This is a genomic window from Acinetobacter sp. CY05 (assembly GCF_059515805.1).
Map to the genome: position 1 here is coordinate 1 of NZ_JCAKMW010000004.1, position 22427 is coordinate 22427.

The 22427-nt window shown below is 41.9% G+C and carries 14 protein-coding genes; 8 read left to right on the forward strand and 6 right to left on the reverse strand.

The window, feature by feature from the left end; translation table 11 throughout:
• The first annotated feature begins 24 nt into the window (after positions 1-24).
• The 5 genes from AC5YCD_RS05130 (at position 25) to AC5YCD_RS05150 (ending at position 9854) form a co-directional block, all read left to right on the forward strand.
• Complete coding sequence (locus tag AC5YCD_RS05130; RefSeq protein WP_496128999.1) at positions 25-7188, forward strand: BapA/Bap/LapF family large adhesin; 7164 nt, start codon at positions 25-27, stop codon at positions 7186-7188.
• Between the two features lie 72 nt (positions 7189-7260).
• Positions 7261-7629 (forward strand): hypothetical protein, encoded by a 369-nt coding sequence (locus AC5YCD_RS05135; protein ID WP_496129000.1) that lies wholly within the window; start codon positions 7261-7263, stop codon positions 7627-7629.
• A 92-nt stretch (positions 7630-7721) separates the two neighbouring features.
• Positions 7722-8318 carry an IMPACT family protein gene (locus AC5YCD_RS05140; RefSeq protein ID WP_496129001.1) on the forward strand — a complete coding sequence of 199 codons (597 nt, stop codon included), beginning with the start codon at positions 7722-7724 and terminating at the stop codon, positions 8316-8318.
• Positions 8311-8928, forward strand: a complete 618-nt coding sequence (locus tag AC5YCD_RS05145; protein WP_496129002.1) for a DapH/DapD/GlmU-related protein — start codon at positions 8311-8313, stop codon at positions 8926-8928. The genes AC5YCD_RS05140 and AC5YCD_RS05145 overlap by 8 nt, the downstream gene beginning before the upstream one ends.
• A gap of 83 nt (positions 8929-9011) precedes the next feature.
• On the forward strand, positions 9012-9854 hold the full coding sequence (locus AC5YCD_RS05150; RefSeq protein ID WP_496129003.1) for a universal stress protein: 843 nt from the start codon (positions 9012-9014) through the stop codon (positions 9852-9854).
• 128 nt (positions 9855-9982) lie between these two features.
• Here AC5YCD_RS05150 and AC5YCD_RS05155 read toward each other — a convergent pair whose 3' ends face one another.
• The 4 genes from AC5YCD_RS05155 to mutS all read right to left on the reverse strand — a co-directional run bounded on the left by AC5YCD_RS05155 (position 9983) and on the right by mutS (position 14774).
• Complete coding sequence (locus AC5YCD_RS05155) at positions 9983-10648, reverse strand: O-methyltransferase (RefSeq protein WP_122898154.1); 666 nt, start codon at positions 10646-10648, stop codon at positions 9983-9985.
• 115 nt (positions 10649-10763) lie between these two features.
• A complete protein-coding gene (locus tag AC5YCD_RS05160) occupies positions 10764-11489 on the reverse strand; it encodes a D-Ala-D-Ala carboxypeptidase family metallohydrolase (protein WP_496129004.1) in 726 nt (241 codons plus the stop codon).
• Positions 11490-11624: 135 nt separating this feature from the next.
• Positions 11625-11948: a ferredoxin FdxA gene (gene fdxA / locus AC5YCD_RS05165; RefSeq protein ID WP_004696359.1), complete on the reverse strand. Its 324-nt coding sequence runs from the start codon at positions 11946-11948 to the stop codon at positions 11625-11627.
• A gap of 201 nt (positions 11949-12149) precedes the next feature.
• Complete coding sequence (mutS, locus tag AC5YCD_RS05170) at positions 12150-14774, reverse strand: DNA mismatch repair protein MutS (protein WP_496129005.1); 2625 nt, start codon at positions 14772-14774, stop codon at positions 12150-12152.
• Positions 14775-14941: 167 nt separating this feature from the next.
• On the opposite strand from mutS, the gene AC5YCD_RS05175 reads away from it, so the two are divergent.
• The gene (locus AC5YCD_RS05175) at positions 14942-17005 is read left to right on the forward strand and encodes an McrB family protein (RefSeq protein ID WP_496129006.1); all 2064 of its coding nucleotides are present in this window, start codon (positions 14942-14944) and stop codon (positions 17003-17005) included.
• Complete coding sequence (locus AC5YCD_RS05180; protein WP_496129007.1) at positions 16972-18096, forward strand: 5-methylcytosine restriction system specificity protein McrC; 1125 nt, start codon at positions 16972-16974, stop codon at positions 18094-18096. The genes AC5YCD_RS05175 and AC5YCD_RS05180 overlap by 34 nt, the downstream gene beginning before the upstream one ends.
• On the opposite strand, the gene AC5YCD_RS05185 is transcribed toward AC5YCD_RS05180, so the two are convergent.
• The gene (locus AC5YCD_RS05185; RefSeq protein WP_496129008.1) at positions 18023-19231 is read right to left on the reverse strand and encodes a GGDEF domain-containing protein; all 1209 of its coding nucleotides are present in this window, start codon (positions 19229-19231) and stop codon (positions 18023-18025) included. The two genes, AC5YCD_RS05180 and AC5YCD_RS05185, sit on opposite strands and share 74 nt — an antisense overlap.
• 346 nt (positions 19232-19577) lie before the next feature.
• Here AC5YCD_RS05185 and AC5YCD_RS05190 point away from each other — a divergent pair, with 346 nt between their 5' ends.
• A complete protein-coding gene (locus AC5YCD_RS05190; protein WP_496129009.1) occupies positions 19578-20348 on the forward strand; it encodes an iron-containing redox enzyme family protein in 771 nt (256 codons plus the stop codon).
• Positions 20349-20386: 38 nt separating this feature from the next.
• Here AC5YCD_RS05190 and AC5YCD_RS05195 read toward each other — a convergent pair whose 3' ends face one another.
• The gene (locus tag AC5YCD_RS05195; RefSeq protein WP_496129010.1) at positions 20387-22378 is read right to left on the reverse strand and encodes an esterase/lipase family protein; all 1992 of its coding nucleotides are present in this window, start codon (positions 22376-22378) and stop codon (positions 20387-20389) included.
• Positions 22379-22427 lie beyond the last annotated feature (49 nt).

The following is a 22427-nucleotide window of genomic DNA, read 5'->3' on the forward strand; positions in this document are numbered from 1 at the left end:
GTGGAGGGTGACAAAGCCACACTGGTGCCAGTGAACCCAATCCTACCGGGTCAACAGGTTGAAGTGTCTTATCAAGATCCATCGGCTCAAGATGACGACAAAGCCCTACAAGACACCGCAGGCAATGACGTTGCCGACTTCAGCACAGGTCCAATCGAGAACAACTCGACTGTGGATGGTGTAGCGCCTAAGCTTGAAAACGCGCAAGTGACAGACCAGGGTCAAGTTGAGCTGGATTTCACTGAAAATCTAGACCCAGCCAACCCACCAAGCAACAATGACTTCACTGTGATCGTGGATGGCAAAGAAGTTGAAATTGCTGACGTACTAGTGGAGGGTGACAAAGCCACGCTGGTGCCGGTGAACCCAATCCTACCGGGTCAACAGGTTGAAGTGTCTTATCAAGATCCATCGGCTCAAGATGACGACAAAGCCCTACAAGACACCGCAGGCAATGACGTTGCCGACTTCAGCACAGGTCCAATCGAGAACAACTCGACTGTGGATGGTGTAGCGCCTAAGCTTGAAAATGTTACAATTAATGAACAAGGGCAAATAATTCTTGATTATGATGAATTGCTTGATGATTATTATTCTCCTGCTACAGAACAGTTCATTATTACAGTAAATGGTCAAAATTTAACTGAAGATCAGATTAAGGTTACGGTTGAGGCTGACAAAATCATCATCATTACAGTCCCTGTAATTCAAAAAGACGACACTGTATCGGTAAAATACACAGATTCAACTTCTGGAAATGATATTTTAGCGATTCAAGATGTTGCAGGAAATGATGCGGCTAGTTTTGACCTTGTAGTAGAACAAAATAACTCTATACAAAAGGTCACGCCACCTACCTCAGTGTCAATTGGCAATGGTGATGACTGGATTAGCCAAGCTGAAGTCAAGGATGGCAAAGTTGCGGTGACCGTTGCTTTACCAGCAGATGCACAAGCAGGTGATACTGTTTCAGTGAACGGTGTTGAACACGTAGTGACTGCAGCGGATCTTAGTGCCAAACACGTGATCGTTGATGTTGCAATGGACGCAGCCCAAGGCGCTGAATTTGTAGCGACAGCGACCATCAAAGATGCAGCGGGCAACCTGTCTGCACCAGCGAATGACACAGCAGTGGTCGATCGCCAAGCACCAAGCGCACCAAGCGTGTCGATTGGCAATGGTGATGACTGGATTAGCCAAGCTGAAGTCAAGGATGGCAAAGTTGCGGTGACCGTTGCTTTACCAGCAGATGCACAAGCAGGTGATACTGTTTCAGTGAACGGTGTTGAACACGTAGTGACTGCAGCGGATCTTAGTGCCAAACACGTGATCGTTGATGTTGCAATGGACGCAGCCCAAGGCGCTGAATTTGTAGCGACAGCGACCATCAAAGATGCAGCGGGCAACCAGTCTGCACCAGCGAATGACACAGCAGTGGTCGATCGCCAAGCACCAACATTAACGCTTGAAGTACCTGAGTTAACCAATGACACGACCCCAGCGATTAGCGGTACAGGTGACAAAGGCGAAACAGTTAATGTTGTTATCAAAAATGCTGAAGGTGAAACTGTTGCAGAGCTTGAAACAACTGTCGATGCTCAAGGTAACTGGCGTGTCGATGCACCAGTACTCAAAGATGGTGAATACACAGTTACAGCAAATTCAACAGATGACGCAGGGAATAAAGCTGAAGCTGGTCCATTAAATACCATCATTCATACAGCTGAGCTATTTTTATTAATTGATGTTATAGGTTCGACTAATGACCTTACCCCAACCATTACTGGTAAAACAGATATAGGGAATAAGGTCATTGTTCAAATTCTTGATCAAAGTAAAAATATTGTCGGACAAGGTGAAGCATTTGTTGCAGCAGATGGTAGCTGGAGCTATACATCAGTTGAATTAGCTGAAGGTCATTATTATGTTGATGCCGTTGCAACTAGCATCTCAAATAAAACGACAACAGCAAATCGTGACTTTGAAGTAGATACAACAGCACCAGAATTAACTCTGAACGTGCCTGAATTAACCAATGACACGACCCCAGCGATTAGCGGTACAGGTGACAAAGGCGAAACAGTTAATGTTGTTATCAAAAATGCTGAAGGTGAAACTGTTGCAGAGCTTGAAACAACTGTCGATGCTGAAGGTAACTGGCGTGTTGATGCACCAGTACTCAAAGATGGTGAATACACAGTTACAGCAAATTCAACAGATGACGCAGGTAATAAAGCTGAAGCTGGTCCAAACGCACTCACACTTGATAGTACAGCACCTCAAGCTGAGATTTTGATTGATCCTATAACTGCCGATAACATACTCAATGCTGAAGAGCTTGAAGCGGACACTGTCAAAGTTCAAGGTCAAGTGACTGGCTTAAAAGATGGTGAAACAGCCCAAAGCATCAAAGTGACAGTGAATGGTCAACTTGTCGACGCTCAAGTGACGCCAGAAGGTGTATGGACCGCGATAGTACCAAGCGAGAACTTAGCAACAGCTAAGAACCCGATCATCGTTGAAGCCGTAGTCGTTGATCCTGCAGGTAATACTGCTCAGATCAGCAAAACAGCTGAGATCGTTGTAGATCGCCAAGCACCAAGCGCACCAAGCGTGTCGATTGGCAATGGTGATGACTGGATTAGCCAAGCTGAAGTCAAGGATGGCAAAGTTGCGGTGACCGTTGCTTTACCAGCAGATGCACAAGCAGGTGATACTGTTTCAGTGAACGGTGTTGAACACGTAGTGACTGCAGCGGATCTTAGTGCCAAACACGTGATCGTTGATGTTGCAATGGACGCAGCCCAAGGCGCTGAATTTGTAGCGACAGCGACCATCAAAGATGCAGCGGGCAACCAGTCTGCACCAGGCAAGGATCAAGCGGTTGTAGATACTCAGATTGCTTCAGCAGATGCCGTACATACGATTACTTCAATCGAAGGTGCGGATTTTGTTGTGAATGCAGATGAGTTAATGGATGGCTATGTAACCGTTACCGGTCAAGTCGCTTTAACACAAGGTGATTTAATCTCAGCTATTGAGTTAACGTTTACTGTTGCAGATCAAACTTATACAGTGAAACTCAATGCAGCTGATGACAACATTACTATTTTAAGTGATGGCTCTTGGACAGCGAATGTTGCAAATGATCTTATTGGATTAATTGATGGTCCTGCAGAGTTAACAGCCTATGCAACCGTTTACGATGCGGCAGGTAATACAGCGCTTGTGCAATCAAATACACAGAAATTTGATATCTCTGTAGGTTTGGCATTACCAGATGAACAAGCCTTTGACACTAAGCTTGAAGCTGATATAGCGCCAGTCATTAAAGTTGAATCATCACAGTTCTTGAATTTACTCGCTATCGATGACTCAATGAACGATGATATTCAGCAAGGTACAGTATTCACCATTGGTGATGCTACCAAACCAGCGCAAAGCTCAGATTCAATTGGCGCTGTAACTGTCTCCTTTAAGAGTGAGTCGTTATTAACAGTTGCTAAAGCCTATGGTGTGATTGTACAAAAACAAAACCCAGCTACAGGGGCATGGGAGATCTTTATGTCTGCGCCACTGGGTGGTGAAGGTGTAGTGGCATCCTTAGGGACACAATATGCACTTGGCGCAATTGATAACGGTACACATACATTAAGCTTCTATGGTTTACCTGAGGGTGAATACCGTGTGAGTACGTATGCCGATGAGAGCGCTTTAACTGAATTATTAACGGATATTGAGTTAGGTAATTTGGGGGCTGAAGGCACATTATTAGGTTCACAAAGTCAACAAGCTTTACTTGATACAGTTTCTAACTTACTCGGTGCCAAGAGCCCATCAACGCAAGGTCTGGTTGACCTACTAGGTGCAGTTCTTGGTGCAGCAAATGTTTTAACTAGTCCAGTATCGGTATTGCTGAATGCCTTGCTTAATCTACCTGTCATTAACGAAGTGGTTGGCTTGGTTGATAAACTTGTAGATAGCGTCGTCGCACCTTTAGTGTCGAATACCTTATCATTGCTTGAAAATATGACGGTGGAAGTTTCACATACAGAGTATTTCTATGCACCAGGTACAGTAAATGACAACGTGCTAGACAATGACTTTGGTGGTGCTGCTGATTTACAGGTAACGCATATTGCTAACCATTTGTTAGACGAAACAAAAAATCAAAATCTAACAGTAGACCCAAGTGTAGAAACCGGTACTCAAATTGTAGGTAAACATGGTGTACTCACGATTTGGTCAAATGGTGAATATAGTTATCAAGTCAACCCAACAGTGACACAGTCGGGTAAAACAGATGTATTTAGTTATACCGTGACCAATGGTAAAAATGTTCAAGAAAATGTGACCTTAACCATTGATATTAATGGCGGGGAACAAAGCAGCATTGAGGCAGTAAATGATGCTGTTGATCTAACTTTAATGGTAGATCCGACGGTTTCTGAACAAGCGCTGGCAAGTAAGAGTATTGTCAACGTGGCATATGTAGGCTTAGGTAGCGTTTTAGACCTAGGTGCAGTCAAACCTGAAAACCGTTTTGAAGTGAATGTTGCAGCGGATACCAAGCGTGAGATTACCTTTAAGGCACAAACAGGTGGTATACAACTGCTGGCTGACTTCGATCTATTTATTTATAAATGGAATGCTGAATTTGAACAATATGAGCTGTTTAGCCAAGAAGAAAGCTGGTTTGGTGCGGCATTACTTGGTGGTGTGTCTGATGAGTTAACTTATACCTTAGAAGAAGGTCAATATATTGCTTTATTAGAACCAACTCGTGGTGTCAACGTACTGTTTGGTTATACCTTAGAAACCACACAAGACTTGTTACTTGATTATGCCAACCCAATTGCAGTTGCAGGTCAGGCACAAGGCAACGTGATTAAGGACCTAAATTTAGAGGAAGGTTCAGCAGATTATGTGTTACCAACCACTTATGTCACGATGGTCAATGGACAAGTTGTACAGACGGATCAGTTGTCAGAGCTAACCATCATTGAAGGTAAATACGGTACTTTAACTATTTCTGCCAATGGGGATTACACTTATACCGCCTATAGCACCAAGAACTTTAACTATGGTGATGTAGATAGTTTTGAGTACACTATTTTTGATCCAACTTTGGGAACCAGCAGCACTGCAAAACTCAATGTGACTTTAGATTATATACCACGTAATCAAGATGTGGACACTGTAATTGCGGAGTTAACCATTGACCCAGGTGTAACGGAATATCCGAAAGTCAATGTCGCTAACCCAATTACCAATGGCGAAAATAAAACCACAGCATTTGGTGTGGCAGGTATTGGCTTAGGTAGTGTGGTTGATGCGAGTGTGATTGGCACTAACAAAGGCTTAAACATTACCGTAAAACAAGGTCAAATCGTGGATATGACCTTTAGTGCCACGGGTAGTTCAGTCGTCGGCTTAGGCAATGTATCTGACTTAGTCATCTACAAGAAAAACCCAACTACGGGTCAATATGAAATGTATCATGTCAATGAAAGTTTCTTAATTGTACCGTTGGCTGTATTAGGTATTCCGTTGGGTGGTATTCACAATGATCCTGAAACGGTGACTTTTGTTGAGGGTGAGTATGTGGCTTACCTGACGACAGGTGGAGTAAGTGTAGCGGGTGGTTCAACCTTAACAGCCGACAACATGACCGTATATGACTATAATCAAGTGAAAACATACCAAGGTGGTATTAGTGATGAGCTTGGTTTGAGCCCAGAATTTGCAGTAAGCACTGTAGATGGCCAAGACATGACGCCTGCAGGGGTTGTGGTAAAAGGCGATTACGGCACGATTACCGTTTATTCGGATGGTAGCTATAAATATGTTGTAGATAATACAGCAGTACCACCTAACTACGGTAAAGTGGACACCTTTAGCTATGTCATCAAAAACTTAGTGACGGGTGAAAGCGAAGTTGCCATCTTAAATGTCAAGTTAGGTACGGTTGATGCTAAGGCAGATACTGTAGATGCTGCAGGACAAGAGTTGTATACCACAGCTGTAATGATCAATAAGGTCAATGACGAAGCTGTTATATTTGACAAGTCTAGTGATATTACAGCCAATAAAAATGCAATTGGTCCAACCAACTCGAGTGGCGTTAAAATTACAGAAACCTTCAATATTCTAGCAAGTGATACAAATGCGAAGAGTATTGAACTGAGCTTGCAAACTTTAACTGAGATTTCAGGCTATGACGTCAAAGTCATTTACTCGATTATTCGTGTAAAAGATGAGTTGGGTAACACGATCAATGAAGTTGTGAAACAAGCGACAGTGACGGGTGAAACAACAGCAATTGCAACGGCAGAGTTGCATAATTTGGCTGCAGGTCAGTACCAAGTGGTATTAGAAGTACCAGGTCGTACATGGACACGTCAAAGCTATGGTTATGACATTAAAGTCAAAGAAGCCTATGTTGACCAATGGAGCACTGATCCAGAGGAAAACTATACTGAGCATCAGGTGAATGGTAACTTCCTTGCCAATGATATGTTGATGGAAGATTTGCTTGAGCAAACCATTGTTAAGTTTGGCAATAAAGTATTAGGTCTTGACGCTGCGCCTGATGCTAAAGAACCATCTCAAGAAATTGTAGTATTGGGGCAATACGGTAGCTTAACGGTGCGTGCTGATGGTAGTTACACCTATACGCCAAATGGTAAAGGTGGTGGTAAAGACATCTTTGTTTACGAAATCGTATCACCAACAGGTGAATCCGATAAAGCCACCATTGAAATCAATGTGGGTAAAAACGTACTGGGATCATCAAAGGCAGATATCGTAGAAAGTGGTGCAGCCAATGATATCTTTACGATGGGCGCTGGTAGCGACACGGTAATCTTTGATTTACTCGATCGTCAAGATGCGGTTGGTGGCAATGGTCTAGACACTTGGCAAGATTTCGAGTTAGGTAAAGGTGGTGATCAGATTGATGTTTCGGCATTGCTTGATCAATACAACTCAACTCTTAACCTTGGCAACTTTGTTAGCGTGACACAACAGGGCAAAGATACTGTGATTTCGATTGACCGTGATGGTAAACAATTCGAAGCTGATGGCAGTGTGAAGAAAGATCAATTTACTGATACTCAGTTGTTGATTCTAAAAGACACCACAGTCAGTCTTGATGAGTTAATCACAAACAACCAAATCCTTTACTAAGACCGAGGTCAAGGAAGCAGCATGCTGCTTCCTTGCTTAACTTTAACTTGCAAGATAGAGCGAGAATCTTACATGAAAAATATGTTACTAGGTCTAGGATTAGCCAGTATCAGTGTTGCCAGCTATGCTGAATTGCCACAGCAATTAAAAGGTCGCTATGCCTTAAATTGTCAGATGGAGCAAGCAGCGGAGTTGTCTTATATTCTAGGTGATCGAACCTTAGTGCGTTTGGTTGAAGGTTTAGCTACACCACATGTTTCTGTAGAGAAATCCTTACGTCAAGTACCTGAAAATTATCAAAAACTGCAAGTACAAAACTATGGTAAAGAACAAGTCACCTTTTATGGATTTGAGCAGCAGCATTATGCTTTTGTTGAGTCAAAACGATTATTCAGCTTTTTAAGACCTGACAATAAAGTGTTATTAAAGCAATGCTTATAAGCTGTTAAGCGTTGTGAAAAGAAGCGATTTTCTAAGGAAAGTCGCTTTTTTTTGGTTAAAATAGGCCACAAAGATTGTTTAAGATCAGTGCTATGTTTACATTAGCTGCGTCAGTACGCTATGAAGAAGAGATTAAAAAAAGTCGTTTTGAAGCGATTGCTGTACCTGTAGAAAGTGAGCAGGAAGTGAAAGATTTTTTAGACGCGGTTAAGGACCCAAGTACCACGCATCAATGTTGGGCATGGAAAATTGGCGTAAATGTGCGTTTTAATGATGATGGTGAACCTTCAGGCACAGCAGGGCGTCCTATTTTGGCCACCATTGAAGGCAATGATTTGACCAATGTATTGGTTTTGGTCAATCGTTGGTATGGTGGCATAAAACTCGGCACAGGGGGCTTGGTACGTGCTTATGGAGGCTGTGCAGGGCAATGTTTGCTACACGCAGAAAAAATTGAGCTAATTGAAAAAAAACACATTGCATTTGCCTGCCAATTTAATGAATGGGCGATTTTGCAGTATGAGTTGAAACAACAGCAGATTGAGTATCAAGAAGAATATACCGCCACAGGTGTAGCAATTCAGGCACGTTTACAAGTCCATCAAATTGAGCCTTTAAAAATTAAAATACAAGATGTCACACGCGGTCGTGAAGTGATGAAAATCATTGAGGACACAGCCCATGACTGAGATTGATCCATTACTTAAATACCGGGAACAACACAAGCAACGTTTAAATTATATGCCATGGCTGTATTATTCTTTAAAACCTAAACATCGGGCGTGGGCTGAAGCGTGGCAGCAAGAATACCAAGACTATTTAATGCAAATGGAAACGGTACACATTGGTAAAAACTGTTTTATCTCGCCGCTAGCACATATTTTTGCTGAGCGTGGTCGTGACATTGTGATTGGAGACAATACGTTTATTGCCGCCGATTGCACCTTACATGGCCCACTTGAGATTGGTCGTGAAGTTGCGATCAACCATCACTGTATTTTAGATGGCGGACGTGTTGGTATTAAGCTGCATGACCAAGTCCGTATGGCGGCATATTGTCATTTATATGCTTTTGATCATGGCATGGACTTAGATATGCCCATTTATCAACAGCCAGTACGCTCGCAAGGCATTGAAATTGGTCGTGATGTTTGGCTAGGCGCGCATGTTGGTATTAAAGATGGGGTAAACATTGCTGAACAAGCGATTGTAGGAATGAACAGTATGGTCACCAAAGATGTCGGGGCACGTGAAATTGTGGCAGGTAATCCAGCCCGTTTGATTCGTTATCGTGAATAAAACGCCATAGGTAAATAAAATATGTTAATTTAAGGGCAACAATTAAAAACATCCGCCACAAAAACATGCGAAGAGAGGCGAACATGAAACGCGTTATTGCCTGTATCGATTCATCACCCTGTGTCAATGCATTAGCTGATGCTGCAGCTTGGGTTGCCAAGCAAACCGGTCGCGAATTGGTCTTATTACAAGTTCTAGATTACTATCCAGCCAGTTACCATTTAGGTGAAATTAGTGGCGTCATTGGTTTTGAAAGTAATGCCATGTTACTCAAAGAGTTAGGAGAGCTTGAAGAAAAGCAAAGTGAATTGGCATTGAGCTATAGCAATAATTTACTCAAACATATTTCAGATTTAATTGCCTTTAAACATGGCATTAAAACCACGCATATTCAGGAAAAAGGTGATTTTTTAGAACAAAGCTTTAATGTATTACGCGAAGATGATTTCGTGTTAATTGGGCGGGTAGGTGAACGTGCTGCAGAAAAAAATAAGATCTTAGGCGGCAATGTTGAAAACTTTATTCGTGGTGCGCGCTGTGCCGTGATGACCGTGGGTGAAACATTTAAGCCACCGACACGTTTTATTTTTGCCTATGAATACTCGCCGACCTGCCTACAAATGATGAAACGCGTGGCAGAGAGTGATTTACTACGCACGCTACAATGCCATTTACTCTATGTTGGAGATCACCCAGAAATTCTCACCGAACCGAGTCAGTATTTACGTGAGCAAGGCTTAGATGTGGTGGTGGAATACCGTTATGGCGATGTGTCAGAAAATATTTTGGCGTATCAACAGCAACATGGCATTCAACTGATTTTATTGGGGGCCTTTAGTCACAGTAAAATTCATCAATTTTTCTTAGGTAGTATTACCACCAGTATTTTTAGGAACAGTAAAGTCCCATTGCTCGTGGTCAAATAAGCTGCTATAACTTTAAGATAGGGAAAAGTTATCCCAAAGTTATCCGCATTAATTGTGGATAACTTCGTGGATAATATTGTTAAATAGATGAAAAATATAACAAAAAACCAATAGGTTACTTTTTAATCTTATTTTACAATAGCTAAGGCAAAACCATCATGACCCTTTGAACCTACAGTTTGTAAAGCGGTACAAGAGAGAATTTTTGGATGATTTTGCATCAGGCTAAACATATCACGTAAGCCTTCAATACTTGGTTTTTTGTTATTTTCATCTAACAAAGCACCCGCACGAATCACGTTGTCTAAGAAAATCACGGTACCAGAATGTGAACGGGCTAAGCACAGTTCTAAATACTCTGGGTAACTTTGTTTATCAGCATCAATAAAGATAAAGTCAAAGGCTTCAGTGTCTTCAGGTAGGGCACGTAAGATATCCGCAGCACGACCACATTTAAGTTCAACCGTTGGTTTTAAATTGGCACGATCAATGTTTTCTTGACCCATTGCAGCATGGGTATCACGTCCTTCCATGGTTAAGATGTAGCCATCTTCAGGTAAAGCACGTGCCAGCCACACCGTACTGTAGGCGGCAAAAGTACCCAATTCCAACACGCGTTTGCAGTTGTTCATTTGAATCAACATTTGCAATAACATGCCTTGGTTGGCAGCAACTGCTAAATGATCTGGAAAACCATGCGCGGCGGTATTTTCTAAGGTTTGGGTTAAAATTGGGTCTTCAGGAATTAAATGTGATTCGATATATTGGTCGAGTTCAGTCCACATTTGTTGCATAGTCAGGGTCATCGTATCAATCATGCATGCATTTTAAACTTTTCCATCTAGAGTGCAATTTTTAAGAGGATGGTTGGGTAAATCTTAAGCAATAAAAAAGAGGTCATCGACCTCTTTAAAAATCACTATTGTAATTACACATCGAACTGTGGCGACTTAAATCGGGCCCCCAAGTACGGAAACCTTGGGTATCAATATGAATTTGTCCAGAGGAATACAGCCCTAAGCCCATATTAAAGCTTTGGCCATGCTGGCTCCAAAATTGACACAGTTTAAACTTAGCGGCTTCAATAAAGGCGTAATCTTCCGCGCGCGGATACTGTGGCCCAATTCGAAAATCAATCGCTGAGTTAAATAAATGCCGTGACGAGCTGGCGCCACCTGCGCATTTATTTAAGGTGAGATCACGATATACCGAAGTCACTTCAAAATCTGTTAGCACTTTAGAGGCCACTAAGTATTTAAACACCCGTAAGGTCGGGATTTGGTTATTCCAAAGTTCACGCGTGGGCACCATATACTCAGCACGCCCACACTTTTGCCAATCACGTGCAGTACGTAATAACTCATGCATGGGGATAATATTACCCACCTGATGACGCTGTAAAAATTGATCATAATCACGTGCTAAGCTTAAGTTATAGCTGACACTACTCCAATTATGATAAGAGTTAGGAATCACTTTGGGGGGAATAGGACGCTCAATAATAATTTTTTCACGCGGAATATAAATGCGTTTCCCGTCGCTGGTGGTGATCCCTTTTTTAGGACTCGCGCTACAACCAAGAATAACAAAAGGCACAATAGCGACCGCCAGTGCAGCCTTAACAAAATGCTTCATTCGGCAATTTTAATGATTATGAGTGTGAGCTTAAGTGTAATGCAAATTAAAGTGTAACAGCGCAAGTAATTGCAATGAAATGTGTAGTTTACGTATAAAAAAAGACCAGATTAACTGGTCTTTTTTACACAATACTTATTTTTCTAAATATTGTAATTTGTCTGCTTTACCGTTCCATTCTTCACGGTCAGCGGGTTGATCGCCAATTTGCGTGATATTTGGCCAAGTTTGTGACAATTCAGCGTTGAGCTCAATAAATACTTCCTGACCTTCTGGCAGTTCATCCTCAGAGAAAATTGCATTGGCAGGGCATTCTGGTTCACATAATGCGCAGTCGATACATTCATCTGGGTTAATAACCAAGAAGTTTGGACCTTCGTAGAAACAGTCAACAGGACAAACTTCAACGCAGTCTTGATATTTACATTTAATACAGTTTTCAGTGACAACAAAGGTCATGGCGACAGCTACCTAAAAAATATGCTTCGAATAACTAAGGTGTATTTTAGGCAAAAAACTCCTGAACTAACAATTCCTTTTATTGATATTTGTTATATATCCGGCTGCTTAGATTAATAAAGCTTAAAATTTGCTTAAAAAAAGCACAAAAAAGACAATCCGAAGATTGTCCTTTTTAAAATAATTGAATTTAAATGAGAATTACTCTGATTTAAGTAAGGATTTTAAAGCATAAAGTTGTTCTAGCGCTTGGCGTGGGCTGAGGTCATCCACATCAATTTCAGCTAAAGCAGCTAAGGTGGCAGATGGCTTAACGACTTCGACCACTCGCTCTAGCACTTGAGGCGTGTTCAATAAATCTGCTTGTGGTAATACAGTAGCATGACGCTGTTGTTGTTTTTCCAAGAGACTTAAACGTTGTTGTGCATCAATAATCACATGCTGTGGAATACCCGCAAGTTTAGCCACTTGTAAACCATGACTTTGACTGGCAGGGCCATGCTGCACTTTATGGAGTAAAATTAAGTTGCCATTGAGTTCTTTGGCCGTGACATGGTAATTGTCAATTGCCGTCTCTTGGCCTAATTCAGTGAGCTCGAAATAATGCGTGGCAAATAGACAGAGGCATTGAATACGTTGAGTTAAATCGAGCACACAGGCCCAAGCGAGAGACAAACCATCATAAGTACTGGTGCCACGACCAACCTCATCCATCAACACTAAAGATTGGTTGGTGGCATGATGTAAAATTTGTGAAGTTTCCGTCATTTCTACCATAAAGGTGGATTTACCCGTTGATAAGTCATCGGCTGAACCAATACGGGTAAAGATGCGATCAATTGGACCTAAAGTTGCTGCTTGTGCCGGCACATAAGAGCCGCAATAACCAAGCAGCGCAATTAATGCAGTTTGGCGCATAAATGTGGATTTACCGCCCATGTTGGGTCCGGTAATAATGGCCATACGATGGTTATAGTCTAGGCTGGTATCGTTAGGTGTAAAAGCGGCTTTACTTAAAGCTTCGACCACAGGATGACGACCGGCAATAATTTTGACTCCTACTTCAGGAGAAAATTCAGGCCGTGACCAATGGCGTAAACGCGCTTGATGGGCAAAGTTGCTAATTAAATCCAGCTGCGCAATGGCGCTGCTCATCATTTGCAAACTGCCAATATCTGCTCGAAGTTCTTCCAGCAAGGCTTCAAATAGCATTTTTTCCCGTGCTAAAGCACGTGATTCGCTGGATAAGACTTTATCTTCAAAGGCTTTCAGTTCTGGAGTGATATAGCGCTCAGCATTTTTAAGGGTTTGACGACGGATATAATGCTCAGGTGCTTGTTCTGCTTGGGCGCGGGTCAATTCAATATAATAGCCACTCACGCGGTTATAGCCGATTTTAAGCGTATTAATGCCCGTGTTTTGGCGTTCTTGAATTTCAAGATTAATGAGGAACTGCCCAGCATGATCACGAATTTGGCGCAGCTCATCCAGTTCGGCATCAAACCCCTCGGCAATGACGTTACCGTCACGTAATAACACTGGTGGATTTTCGACAATTGCCGCCATTAACTGTTGATATAAATCGTTAAAATCGCCCAATTCATGATTCAGCTGTGTCACTAGGTCAGAATGCTCACTAAGGCGTTGAATACTGTGACGCAACTCTGGAATTTGTGCACAAGCTTGGCGTAATTGCACCAAATCGCGTGGACGCGCTGTACCTAAAGCAACACGGCTCAAAACGCGTTCGATATCACCAATATCTTTGAGGACTAAACGCAGAGGCGCTTCAAAATAACCCTCGACACAGGCTTGAATCGCATCTAAACGTGCATCTAAAATTTTGCTGTCACGCATCGGTTGCATCAGTGTGCGATGCAGTAAACGTGCCCCCATGGCAGTTTGGCAGTCATTGACCAAATCAAACAGGGAAGTGCCATGCTCGAATAATGGCTCAACCAATTCTAAATTGCGCCGTGTGACGGGATCTAAGGCAATAAAATCAGAACTTTGTTCCAGCTGAATACTACGAATATGCGGTAATGCCGTTTTTTGGGTGTCTTTGGCATAATGAATTAAAGCCGCCGCTGCCGCTTTGGCTAGCGGTAAATGGTCAATTCCAAAACCAGATAAAGTGCTCACCGCAAACTGATCACATAAAGTTTTTTGGGCATTGTTTAAGTTAAAGTCTACGTTTGGACGTTTAGATACCGGACATTCTAATTGTTTTTTTAAGTTTTCAATCAGTTCTAAGTCAGCAAAATCTTCATCAATCACAATTTCGCTTGGCATTAAACGTGCCAGTTCAATGGCTAAATGTTCAGGCTGAAACTCGAGTTGTTGAACTTTAAAAATACCTGCACTTAAATCCAGTAACGCAATCCCAATTTGTTTTTGTTGTAAGCATAGCGCGACTAAATTAGAGGATTGATGACTATTGAGGAGTGCATCATCGGTTAAGGTGCCGGGCGTTAAAATACGCACCACTTGACGATCAACAGGGCCTTTGCCTGTGACTTCACCCACTTGTTCGCAAATGGCGACCGTGACGCCTTTTTTGACCAAACGCGCCAAATAACCTTCTGCAGAATGATACGGCACACCTGCCATAGGAATTGGATCGCCATTGACCTTGCCACGGTGAGTTAAGGTAATCCCTAATAGTTTTGCTGCTTGCTGCGCATCTTCAAAAAATAGCTCATAAAAGTCGCCCATGCGATAAAACAGCAATGAATCTTGATGTTGGAGTTTGACTTTAAAATATTGCTGCATCATCGGGGTAAGCGAAGATAAATTAGCAATTGCTGCTGCGCTGGAGCTACTCATAGATCAAAAAGCCTGAATGAAAGTCAAAAGGTCATAACGTAAGGGGTTAGTTTAGCAAAAATTAAAAACTGCTCAAAATGAATCATTGTGCGTTACGCGTCTGTAATTTATCAGCAGCAGCGCACTATGAAGCGCTATAATAAGCCAATCGAGATAGGTAGGTTTTCATGACACAGCAGACGCTTTGGTTGATTGATGCAGCTTTGAGGGTACAAGATTCAGATTCACTTTACGTAATGCCGCATGTATTAAAGCGCATGCAAGTGGGTGACGTGGTGGCAATTAAAAATCTCAGAGAGTTTGATCAGGCAACTCAAACATCGTCTCTGGACATTCAAGCGCTAGGTTCTATTCAAGACAAAAGCAGTCAAAGCATTACCATCACTTGGCAGAACAATTTTACAACCAAAACCTGGTATCATTATATTAATCAGGCCAAGATTTGGCCAGTTCAAGCCACACATTGGATGAATCAAGCCTTAATTGACTTTGTGTTGCAGGATAAACCGCAAAATACGGCAGCCTTTTTAAACGCTGCGTATTGGCAGCAACCCAGTTTAGACTTACGTTTTGAATGGACCGAGTTTTATCAAGCCCTGGCCACAGCTTTACTCAACTATCAAAATAAACGTCAGTCGCTGTTGGCATTTGTGTTGCAATTGGCACAGCGCTATCAACTGAGCTATTTACTGGGTAAAAATTTAACCGATATTTGCCCATTTACCGTGCTCGGTATGTTTAACCGTGGCATCACTTGTCAAAAACGTCATGCTATTGCTCAAGATTTAGCAGATTTTTTTAATATTAAGCGTGCTGCACCGCTCAGCTTTGATGGTATTCCTATTTTAAATAACCAAAGTTCATGTTTTTTTGCTGTGAATAAAAGTAATTACAATCAGGATATTGAACAACTGTGGCAGTTTTTTGCTATTGCGCATGCCTATGCCAAGCAGCCCACAGCCAGCTTAAAACAACAGTTTATTCAGCACTATGATCATGTCAGTCAGCAACATGCTGTGGGCTGGAATTTGAGCATGGGCTTGTTTTGGCTAGCACCTGAATTTTTTGTCAGTTTAGACAGCCAATCGCAGCAATATATTCAAGATGATTTACAATTGAGCATTGCCAAACATGGCAGTAAAGGGCGCTGTAATGCTGATGATTATTTAGAGCTGTTGTATCACTTACAGCATCATTTTCAAACACCCTATAGTTTGCCGCGTAATTTCCCACAACTGGCTTTATATGCTTGGGAGCAATTAGGCGGCTTAAAAAGTTTGGCCAATGATAATGATCAAGACTTAAGTCAAGTGGAGAACTATTTGCAAGATTTACCTGTGCAAAATTATAGCCTTGCACATATTATAGATGAAGGTTGTTTTTTAAGCCTAGAGAGGCTAAGTCAACTCCAGCAGCGTGTGCTGAATAAGAAAAACTTAATTTTACAAGGTGCTAGTGGTACAGGTAAAACGTGGCTCGCCAAGCGTTTAGCGTATGCATTGGTGGGACACAAGGCACAAGGTCATGTCTGTGTGATGCAGTTTCATGCCAATACCAGTTATGAGGATTTTATTCGTGGTTGGCGTCCCTTGGCCAATTCACAAGGGCAACATGAGTTACAATTGGTAGATGGCCCTTTTTTACAGCTCATTCATCAGGCGCAACGCGCTCCCAATGACCGCTTTGTGATGGTGATTGAGGAAATTAACCGCGGTCAAACCGCACAGATTTTTGGTGAAATGCTCACCCTATTAGAAAGTTCTAAACGGCATCCTCAAGAGGCGCTTAGTCTGACTTACGCCAAAGCACAGGAAAAAATTTATATTCCAGAGAATCTGTATGTGATTGCCACCATGAACCATGCAGATCGCAGTTTAACCGCTTTAGATTTTGCCCTAAGACGCCGTTTTGCCTTTGCGACTTTAACACCAAGTTTTAATCAACAGTGGTTAGAGTACAGCGCTCAATATGGCTTAAGTATGAGCTTATTGGCACATATTCAACGTAGCATGCAACAGCTGAATCAGGACATTGCAGAACAGCCTTATTTAGGCTCTGCCTTTGTAATTGGGCAGAGCTATTTTACCCCACGGCAGCCTATTCGCGATGAAAGAAGTTGGTATCAAGATATTATTGAGGCGGAAATTTTACCGCTGTTAGAACAATATTATGCTGAAGATGCTGCACAGCTTGCTGCATGGCAACAGCAGCTCTTGGATCTGCCTCAATGAAGCATTATGCAGGAATTCCGATAGCCAATATTTGGCTACTGATGTTGTATGCCTCGGATTTTAATTTAAGTCAAACACGACAAGCCATACAAAGCCTTTCCTATCACAGTGCTGATGCCGCTTTGATCAGCTGGTTTACCGATCTACTCGAGCAATATTTGCAGCAGCCTAATGCTGCTTATGTGACTCAGCAACAGGCTGTCTCCTATATTCGCGGTAAGGTGGATGTACGCCAAACCTATCAACGGCAAAGTCTGCAACAGGGTAAGGTCTATTGTCAGTATCAGCAGTTCAGTGTGAATCATCCGCTGCATCAATATCTTTTGCAGGCCGTGCATGCTGTGTTAAAACGTAGTCCAGCACGCTTAAGCACACGTTTAAGGCGTTGCCAGCGACAACTCCATGCCATGGGCATCCAACTGCCAGCACAGCCGATTACACCACCTAAAGCTCAATTGCACGCACCATGCCAACAACTGCTGGTATTGGCAAAATTACTGCAAGAATTTGCCATTCCATCTACTGACTTAGGCCCTGAGCAATTACAACAGCCACAGACCAGTCATGCGCATTGGCTGCGTCGTTTATTTGAAAAAGCGATGGCAGGCTTTTATAAAAAATATTTGCCTAAAGACTGGCAAGTCTTACATGGTGTGATTTTAAGATGGCCACAGGAGTTCATACATGCGGCCTTACCCCACATGCAAAGTGATATTATTTTACGCCATTCACAGGGGACATGTATTTTAATTGATACCAAATTTACTCAAATTTTTCAGCAAGGCTATTATAAAAAACAAGATTTATTTAAAAGTCAGCATATTTATCAGTTATATACTTATTTACGTTCGCAGGAATATCAGGGCAGTCGTTTTCGATTTAGCCAAGGGATTTTGCTGTATCCTAGCGTGGGACAAGTCATTCAAGCTGATGTGCACTTGCAGCATTATCCCATTGGTTTTTATAGCGTTGATTTAACTCAAACCCACACTCAGATTGAACAGCAACTCCTCGGCTTTATAAGCGCAGCAAAGCATACTGATTACGACCGTATTTCTTGGCCTGATATAACGCTTGATCCGCTTGCATAATGAGATCTGACAGCTGATGATGACGCTGTGGGATGGTGCTAATCACCCCGATACTGACGGTAATATGGTCACCAATCAAACTTGTGGGATGAGGTAAGGCTAAGTCATTGACGCGCTGTAACAGGTTTTCGGCAATTTTTTCTGCCTGTAGCGCATCGGTCATCGGGAAAATCAGCATAAATTCTTCGCCGCCATAGCGTGCAGCCAACTCATTGCCACGCGAAGTCATTTGTTTTAACACATGAGCGATGACTTTTAAGCAATTATCGCCTGCCACATGACCAAAGCTATCGTTGTAGTGTTTAAAATAATCAATATCTAACATCATCACCGTCAAAGGGTGTTGATAGCGTAAGGCGCTAAACCATTCCCGAGTAAGGACTTCTTCTAAATAGCGTCGATTAGCAAGATTGGTTAAGGCATCTTGCCGGGACAAAGATTCGAGCAGTTCAGCTTGTTGGCTTAATTTTTGTTGATTGAGCTCAATAATACAGTTTTGCAAATAGTTTTCACGATGTTGACGGTCAATGGCGTAAGCAAGCGCCATCCCTAAAAAACTGCTAAAGGTATAGGTGCGGTTAAACAAAACCCAATCAATATTATAGTTCAGTAATATGCTCACAATCATGGCCATTAAGCCACCTGACCAGCCTGCAATAAAAGCCGTATAAAAGCGTAAACCAACAAAACCGTAAATAATGACTACTGCATACATCATGGCCACATGAAACAGCGCATTACTTTGCACAGGGCCAATGACGGTAATCATTAAAAAGGTCAGCGCTACGGCCAGCATCGCGCCAATGCCAACATAAAGATCAAAGAAATGGCTTAGCCTTGGGATAAAAGATAAGATCCACGCAATAAAAATAATTAGCCCGACCCACGTGTAATAATACATCCACGTGGTACCCACATCATGGCCGAGGCTGATTTTATAAATACCAAAAGTTAAAAAGCTATACAGCGCCAAAATAATGGGGGCACGATAACGAAACTCACGTGCAGCTTCGCGACAATAATGAAGACGATAAAGCGCCTCAATCTGCCAAGGGAAATGCACAAAATTTAAGCCGTTTTGGATCAACTTTTGAATCTGATCATAAGTAAATTGATTTGATCCGGGCAGCTTCATAACCCTAACTCAAAATTAAAAAAAATAAGCAGCATATCCATGATTGTTATTGGTCTAAAGAGATAATGAAAGATGCGGTATTAGCACTTGCAAAATGTGCAAATTGTTGTAGATTAATGTTCAATATATACGATATTTGCTTTTAATAATAGTGGCTTACATTAAACAATGCACAATCAGAATAAAAAATAGACCTTGATTGCAGTTTTTTTATAAGCTGTGATGTGAGTCACTTTTTGTACGAATTGTGAGTGAATTTAATGCAAATTTAAAGTGAATAATCTTAGAAAAAATCAAACATTGATGCCAATAAATGACTCAAAAAATCGACATAAAGGGGAATGACATGACGACCAAATACCATGACGAATTGGAAATTACACCGCACAATGCCTGGTCGCAAAAATTTTGGGATGATTTAATTCCTTTTAAGGATCGCATTAGTCAGCATCCATTTTTTACCAATATGGCTGCAGGTCATCTGACTTTAGAAAGTTTTCGTTATGCTTTACTTAATTTTTATCCTTTAGTGGCGCATTTCCCATCCTATATGTCACTGGCTTTAGCCAAAGCAACCAATTTTTCTGATCCGGGTGTAAATGAGGCGCGTGATTGGCTGATTCAAAACATTAAAGTTGAAGAGCGTCATTTAAATTGGTACCGTGATTGGGCGGCAGGTTTTGGTTTAACTGTCGAAGAGCTAGATAATGTAAAACCGAGTGCTGCGATGAACGCCGTGAACCATTTCTTATGGAGTAACAATAGCCGCGGTAATTTGGCAGAAGCCTTAGCAGCCACCAATTTGGCCATTGAATGGGCAACAGGTGACTGGAGTAGTCGTGTTTACGAAGGTATTCAAACCTACGCCAATCATCCCGAAATTAATATCAATAAACGTACCATTGCGTGGTTACGTGCCCATGCGCATTATGATGATATCCATCCCTATGAGGCTATGGAGCTGATTAAACGTTTAGCCAATCATGATGTGCTGATGCAGCAACAAGCTTTTCATGCAGTCAAAGAGGGCTTGGCATATTACGAACTAGCACTAGATGAATGTCAACGTGTCCATGAACAAAGCCTAAAAAAAGCAGCACAAGCTGAACTTGCTTAGCTGAAAAAAAAGCCGAAGTGATCACTTCGGCTTTTTAATTAAGGTTTATATAAACCTTTTTCGCTTAAATGTAGGCGTAAAATGCGACGCAACTCTAATACTGCCTCAGGGGTTTCCTGAATAGAATGGCTGCCTTTTAAGATTTTCTCTGAACTTGCCCCTTGAAGATGGGCGCTTTGATAAGGCACCACGTCATCATTGATTTTCAATGGATCATCAAGCCCTGTATTGTTGCCTATAATGCTATGAAACGGTAAATCAGGACGCGGCATAATATTTTCAGTGAGTCCAATAAACTTAGACTGATGACTCAAATCACTTGGTCCATTTTGAATCAAACTATGATCAATATGTTTCCAAAGCTCTCTTAAGCTTGGGTCTTCATCAATTAACGCATCACCAATGGCTGTTAAAAAAGCGCCTGGTAATTTAATAATTTTACGTGCGGCTTTGGTAAACCAACGATCGGCAAAATCAGTGCCGCGATGTGGTGTGGCTAAAAAAATGGCGCGGTCAATATTGGGAATCGAATTCATAACCATACGTTGGCGCACAATAGGTAAATTACGATATTGATTCAGTTGCCGTGAATTCATTAAGGCTAAGGTTTGTTGCGTAATATCAGCATTACTCACCAATAGCCGTGAAATAATACCACCCATGCTATGACCAATTAAAACCGCGTCGTTTTTGGCAGCGGCATTATGATCCACTTGCTTAAAGGCTTGGGTGAGCAGGGCATAAATCTGAAAACGACTTTCAATAATTGGCATATTGGTGGAGTAAAACACCTGCCAGACTTGATAATGTTGGCGCAGTACCGGATCACCCATCATATCATTGGTTAAACGTACCCATGCTTCAGGACTGCTGGCCAAACCATGCACCAAGATAATAACTTTCTTTTTAGGATTATACGGCTCGAGCATATATAAATGCGGCATGGTCAGACGATCATCACGATCAATTAAACTTAAATAGGCGGCTTTACCCAAATTATTCTGTGCCAGCCATAAACCATAAGGTGCAGAAAAATTGGCTGCTAATGGATAGGTTTTACGCGCTACTTTCACCGTATCATATTGATAAGGATCAAAAGCCGAAAGTTCAAAATCACTATGATTTAAAATGCGCTCTACGGATTGTATGCCTTTGGGCTGGGCTGTAATAGTGGCAGCCAAATAGCGGGCTGCATGAATATTAGGGTTGACGCCATTTTTATAGGCATAACGCAGTGGATCGATAATATACGGAATCTTGGTGTGTGGTTGATGTTGTTCAGGTAACACCACCGCAAACTCAGATCCAAAACCATCACGACGGGTAATCGAGCGTAAGCCTGAAAAATTTAGGTTATAGGTGGAAATCAGCTGTTCAATGGGCTGATTTTTCAGTTCAGGATAAGCATCAAAATTTAAATGATAACGGCTCTGTCCAACCTGAATAGTATTGGGCATTTGGCTCGGTTTATGGCGCATGGCATAAACGCTCACCATTTTAGCAATCGATTGATTATAAAAATCACGAATTTGCACTTGGCGGTTATCAAAAATCCGATCTTCTGGGCCACGCTCACTTTGGAACATATAGGCATAACTATAACGTAAACTTTTGTCCAGCATGGTGAGCTGTTGATCGAGACAGTTTTGCTGTGCTTGCTGTTTTTGTTGTTGTTTATCTTTGGATTGCACAGTGTTCATAAGGCCACTCTTACATTCAGTGGATTTATCTAATTCAATGGCTTTGGCAAGATAAATTTCACTGGCTGTTGAGAAGAGTTGCTCATCTTGAATTTGTGGAATCTCTTGGAGTTCAGATACACATTGTTCAGGTGTAAGAGTACAGGTTTTAGCTTCACGGCCTGTCATCGACAATACATTGAGACTCGCTTCACTGAGTTGGTTACGTGTTAAGATACTGTCACGCTCATTGGCAATCGTGACATTTAAAGCCTGACTTTTCACGCTGACCACCTGACAGCCAGACACAAAGAGCGTACTTGCTAAACTGAGCAAGAGGAGTTTATTCATAGCATGCTGCAAAATGGAAAATTATTTTTATCATACGTGATCTTAAGCG

Excerpts from the sequence above, each read along its gene's own strand:
- AC5YCD_RS05140 (WP_496129001.1), top strand. The coding sequence starts at position 7,722 with ATGTTTACATTAGCTGCGTCAGTACGCTATGAAGAAGAGATTAAAAAA.
- AC5YCD_RS05150 (WP_496129003.1), top strand. The coding sequence starts at position 9,012 with ATGAAACGCGTTATTGCCTGTATCGATTCATCACCCTGTGTCAATGCA.
- AC5YCD_RS05185 (WP_496129008.1), bottom strand. The coding sequence starts at position 19,231 with ATGAAGCTGCCCGGATCAAATCAATTTACTTATGATCAGATTCAAAAG.
- mutS (WP_496129005.1), bottom strand. The coding sequence starts at position 14,774 with ATGAGTAGCTCCAGCGCAGCAGCAATTGCTAATTTATCTTCGCTTACC.
- AC5YCD_RS05195 (WP_496129010.1), bottom strand. The coding sequence starts at position 22,378 with ATGAATAAACTCCTCTTGCTCAGTTTAGCAAGTACGCTCTTTGTGTCT.
- AC5YCD_RS05155 (WP_122898154.1), bottom strand. The coding sequence starts at position 10,648 with ATGCAACAAATGTGGACTGAACTCGACCAATATATCGAATCACATTTA.
- fdxA (WP_004696359.1), bottom strand. The coding sequence starts at position 11,948 with ATGACCTTTGTTGTCACTGAAAACTGTATTAAATGTAAATATCAAGAC.
- AC5YCD_RS05180 (WP_496129007.1), top strand. The coding sequence starts at position 16,972 with ATGGCAACAGCAGCTCTTGGATCTGCCTCAATGAAGCATTATGCAGGA.
- AC5YCD_RS05135 (WP_496129000.1), top strand. The coding sequence starts at position 7,261 with ATGAAAAATATGTTACTAGGTCTAGGATTAGCCAGTATCAGTGTTGCC.
- AC5YCD_RS05175 (WP_496129006.1), top strand. The coding sequence starts at position 14,942 with ATGACACAGCAGACGCTTTGGTTGATTGATGCAGCTTTGAGGGTACAA.
- AC5YCD_RS05145 (WP_496129002.1), top strand. The coding sequence starts at position 8,311 with ATGACTGAGATTGATCCATTACTTAAATACCGGGAACAACACAAGCAA.
- AC5YCD_RS05190 (WP_496129009.1), top strand. The coding sequence starts at position 19,578 with ATGACGACCAAATACCATGACGAATTGGAAATTACACCGCACAATGCC.
- AC5YCD_RS05160 (WP_496129004.1), bottom strand. The coding sequence starts at position 11,489 with ATGAAGCATTTTGTTAAGGCTGCACTGGCGGTCGCTATTGTGCCTTTT.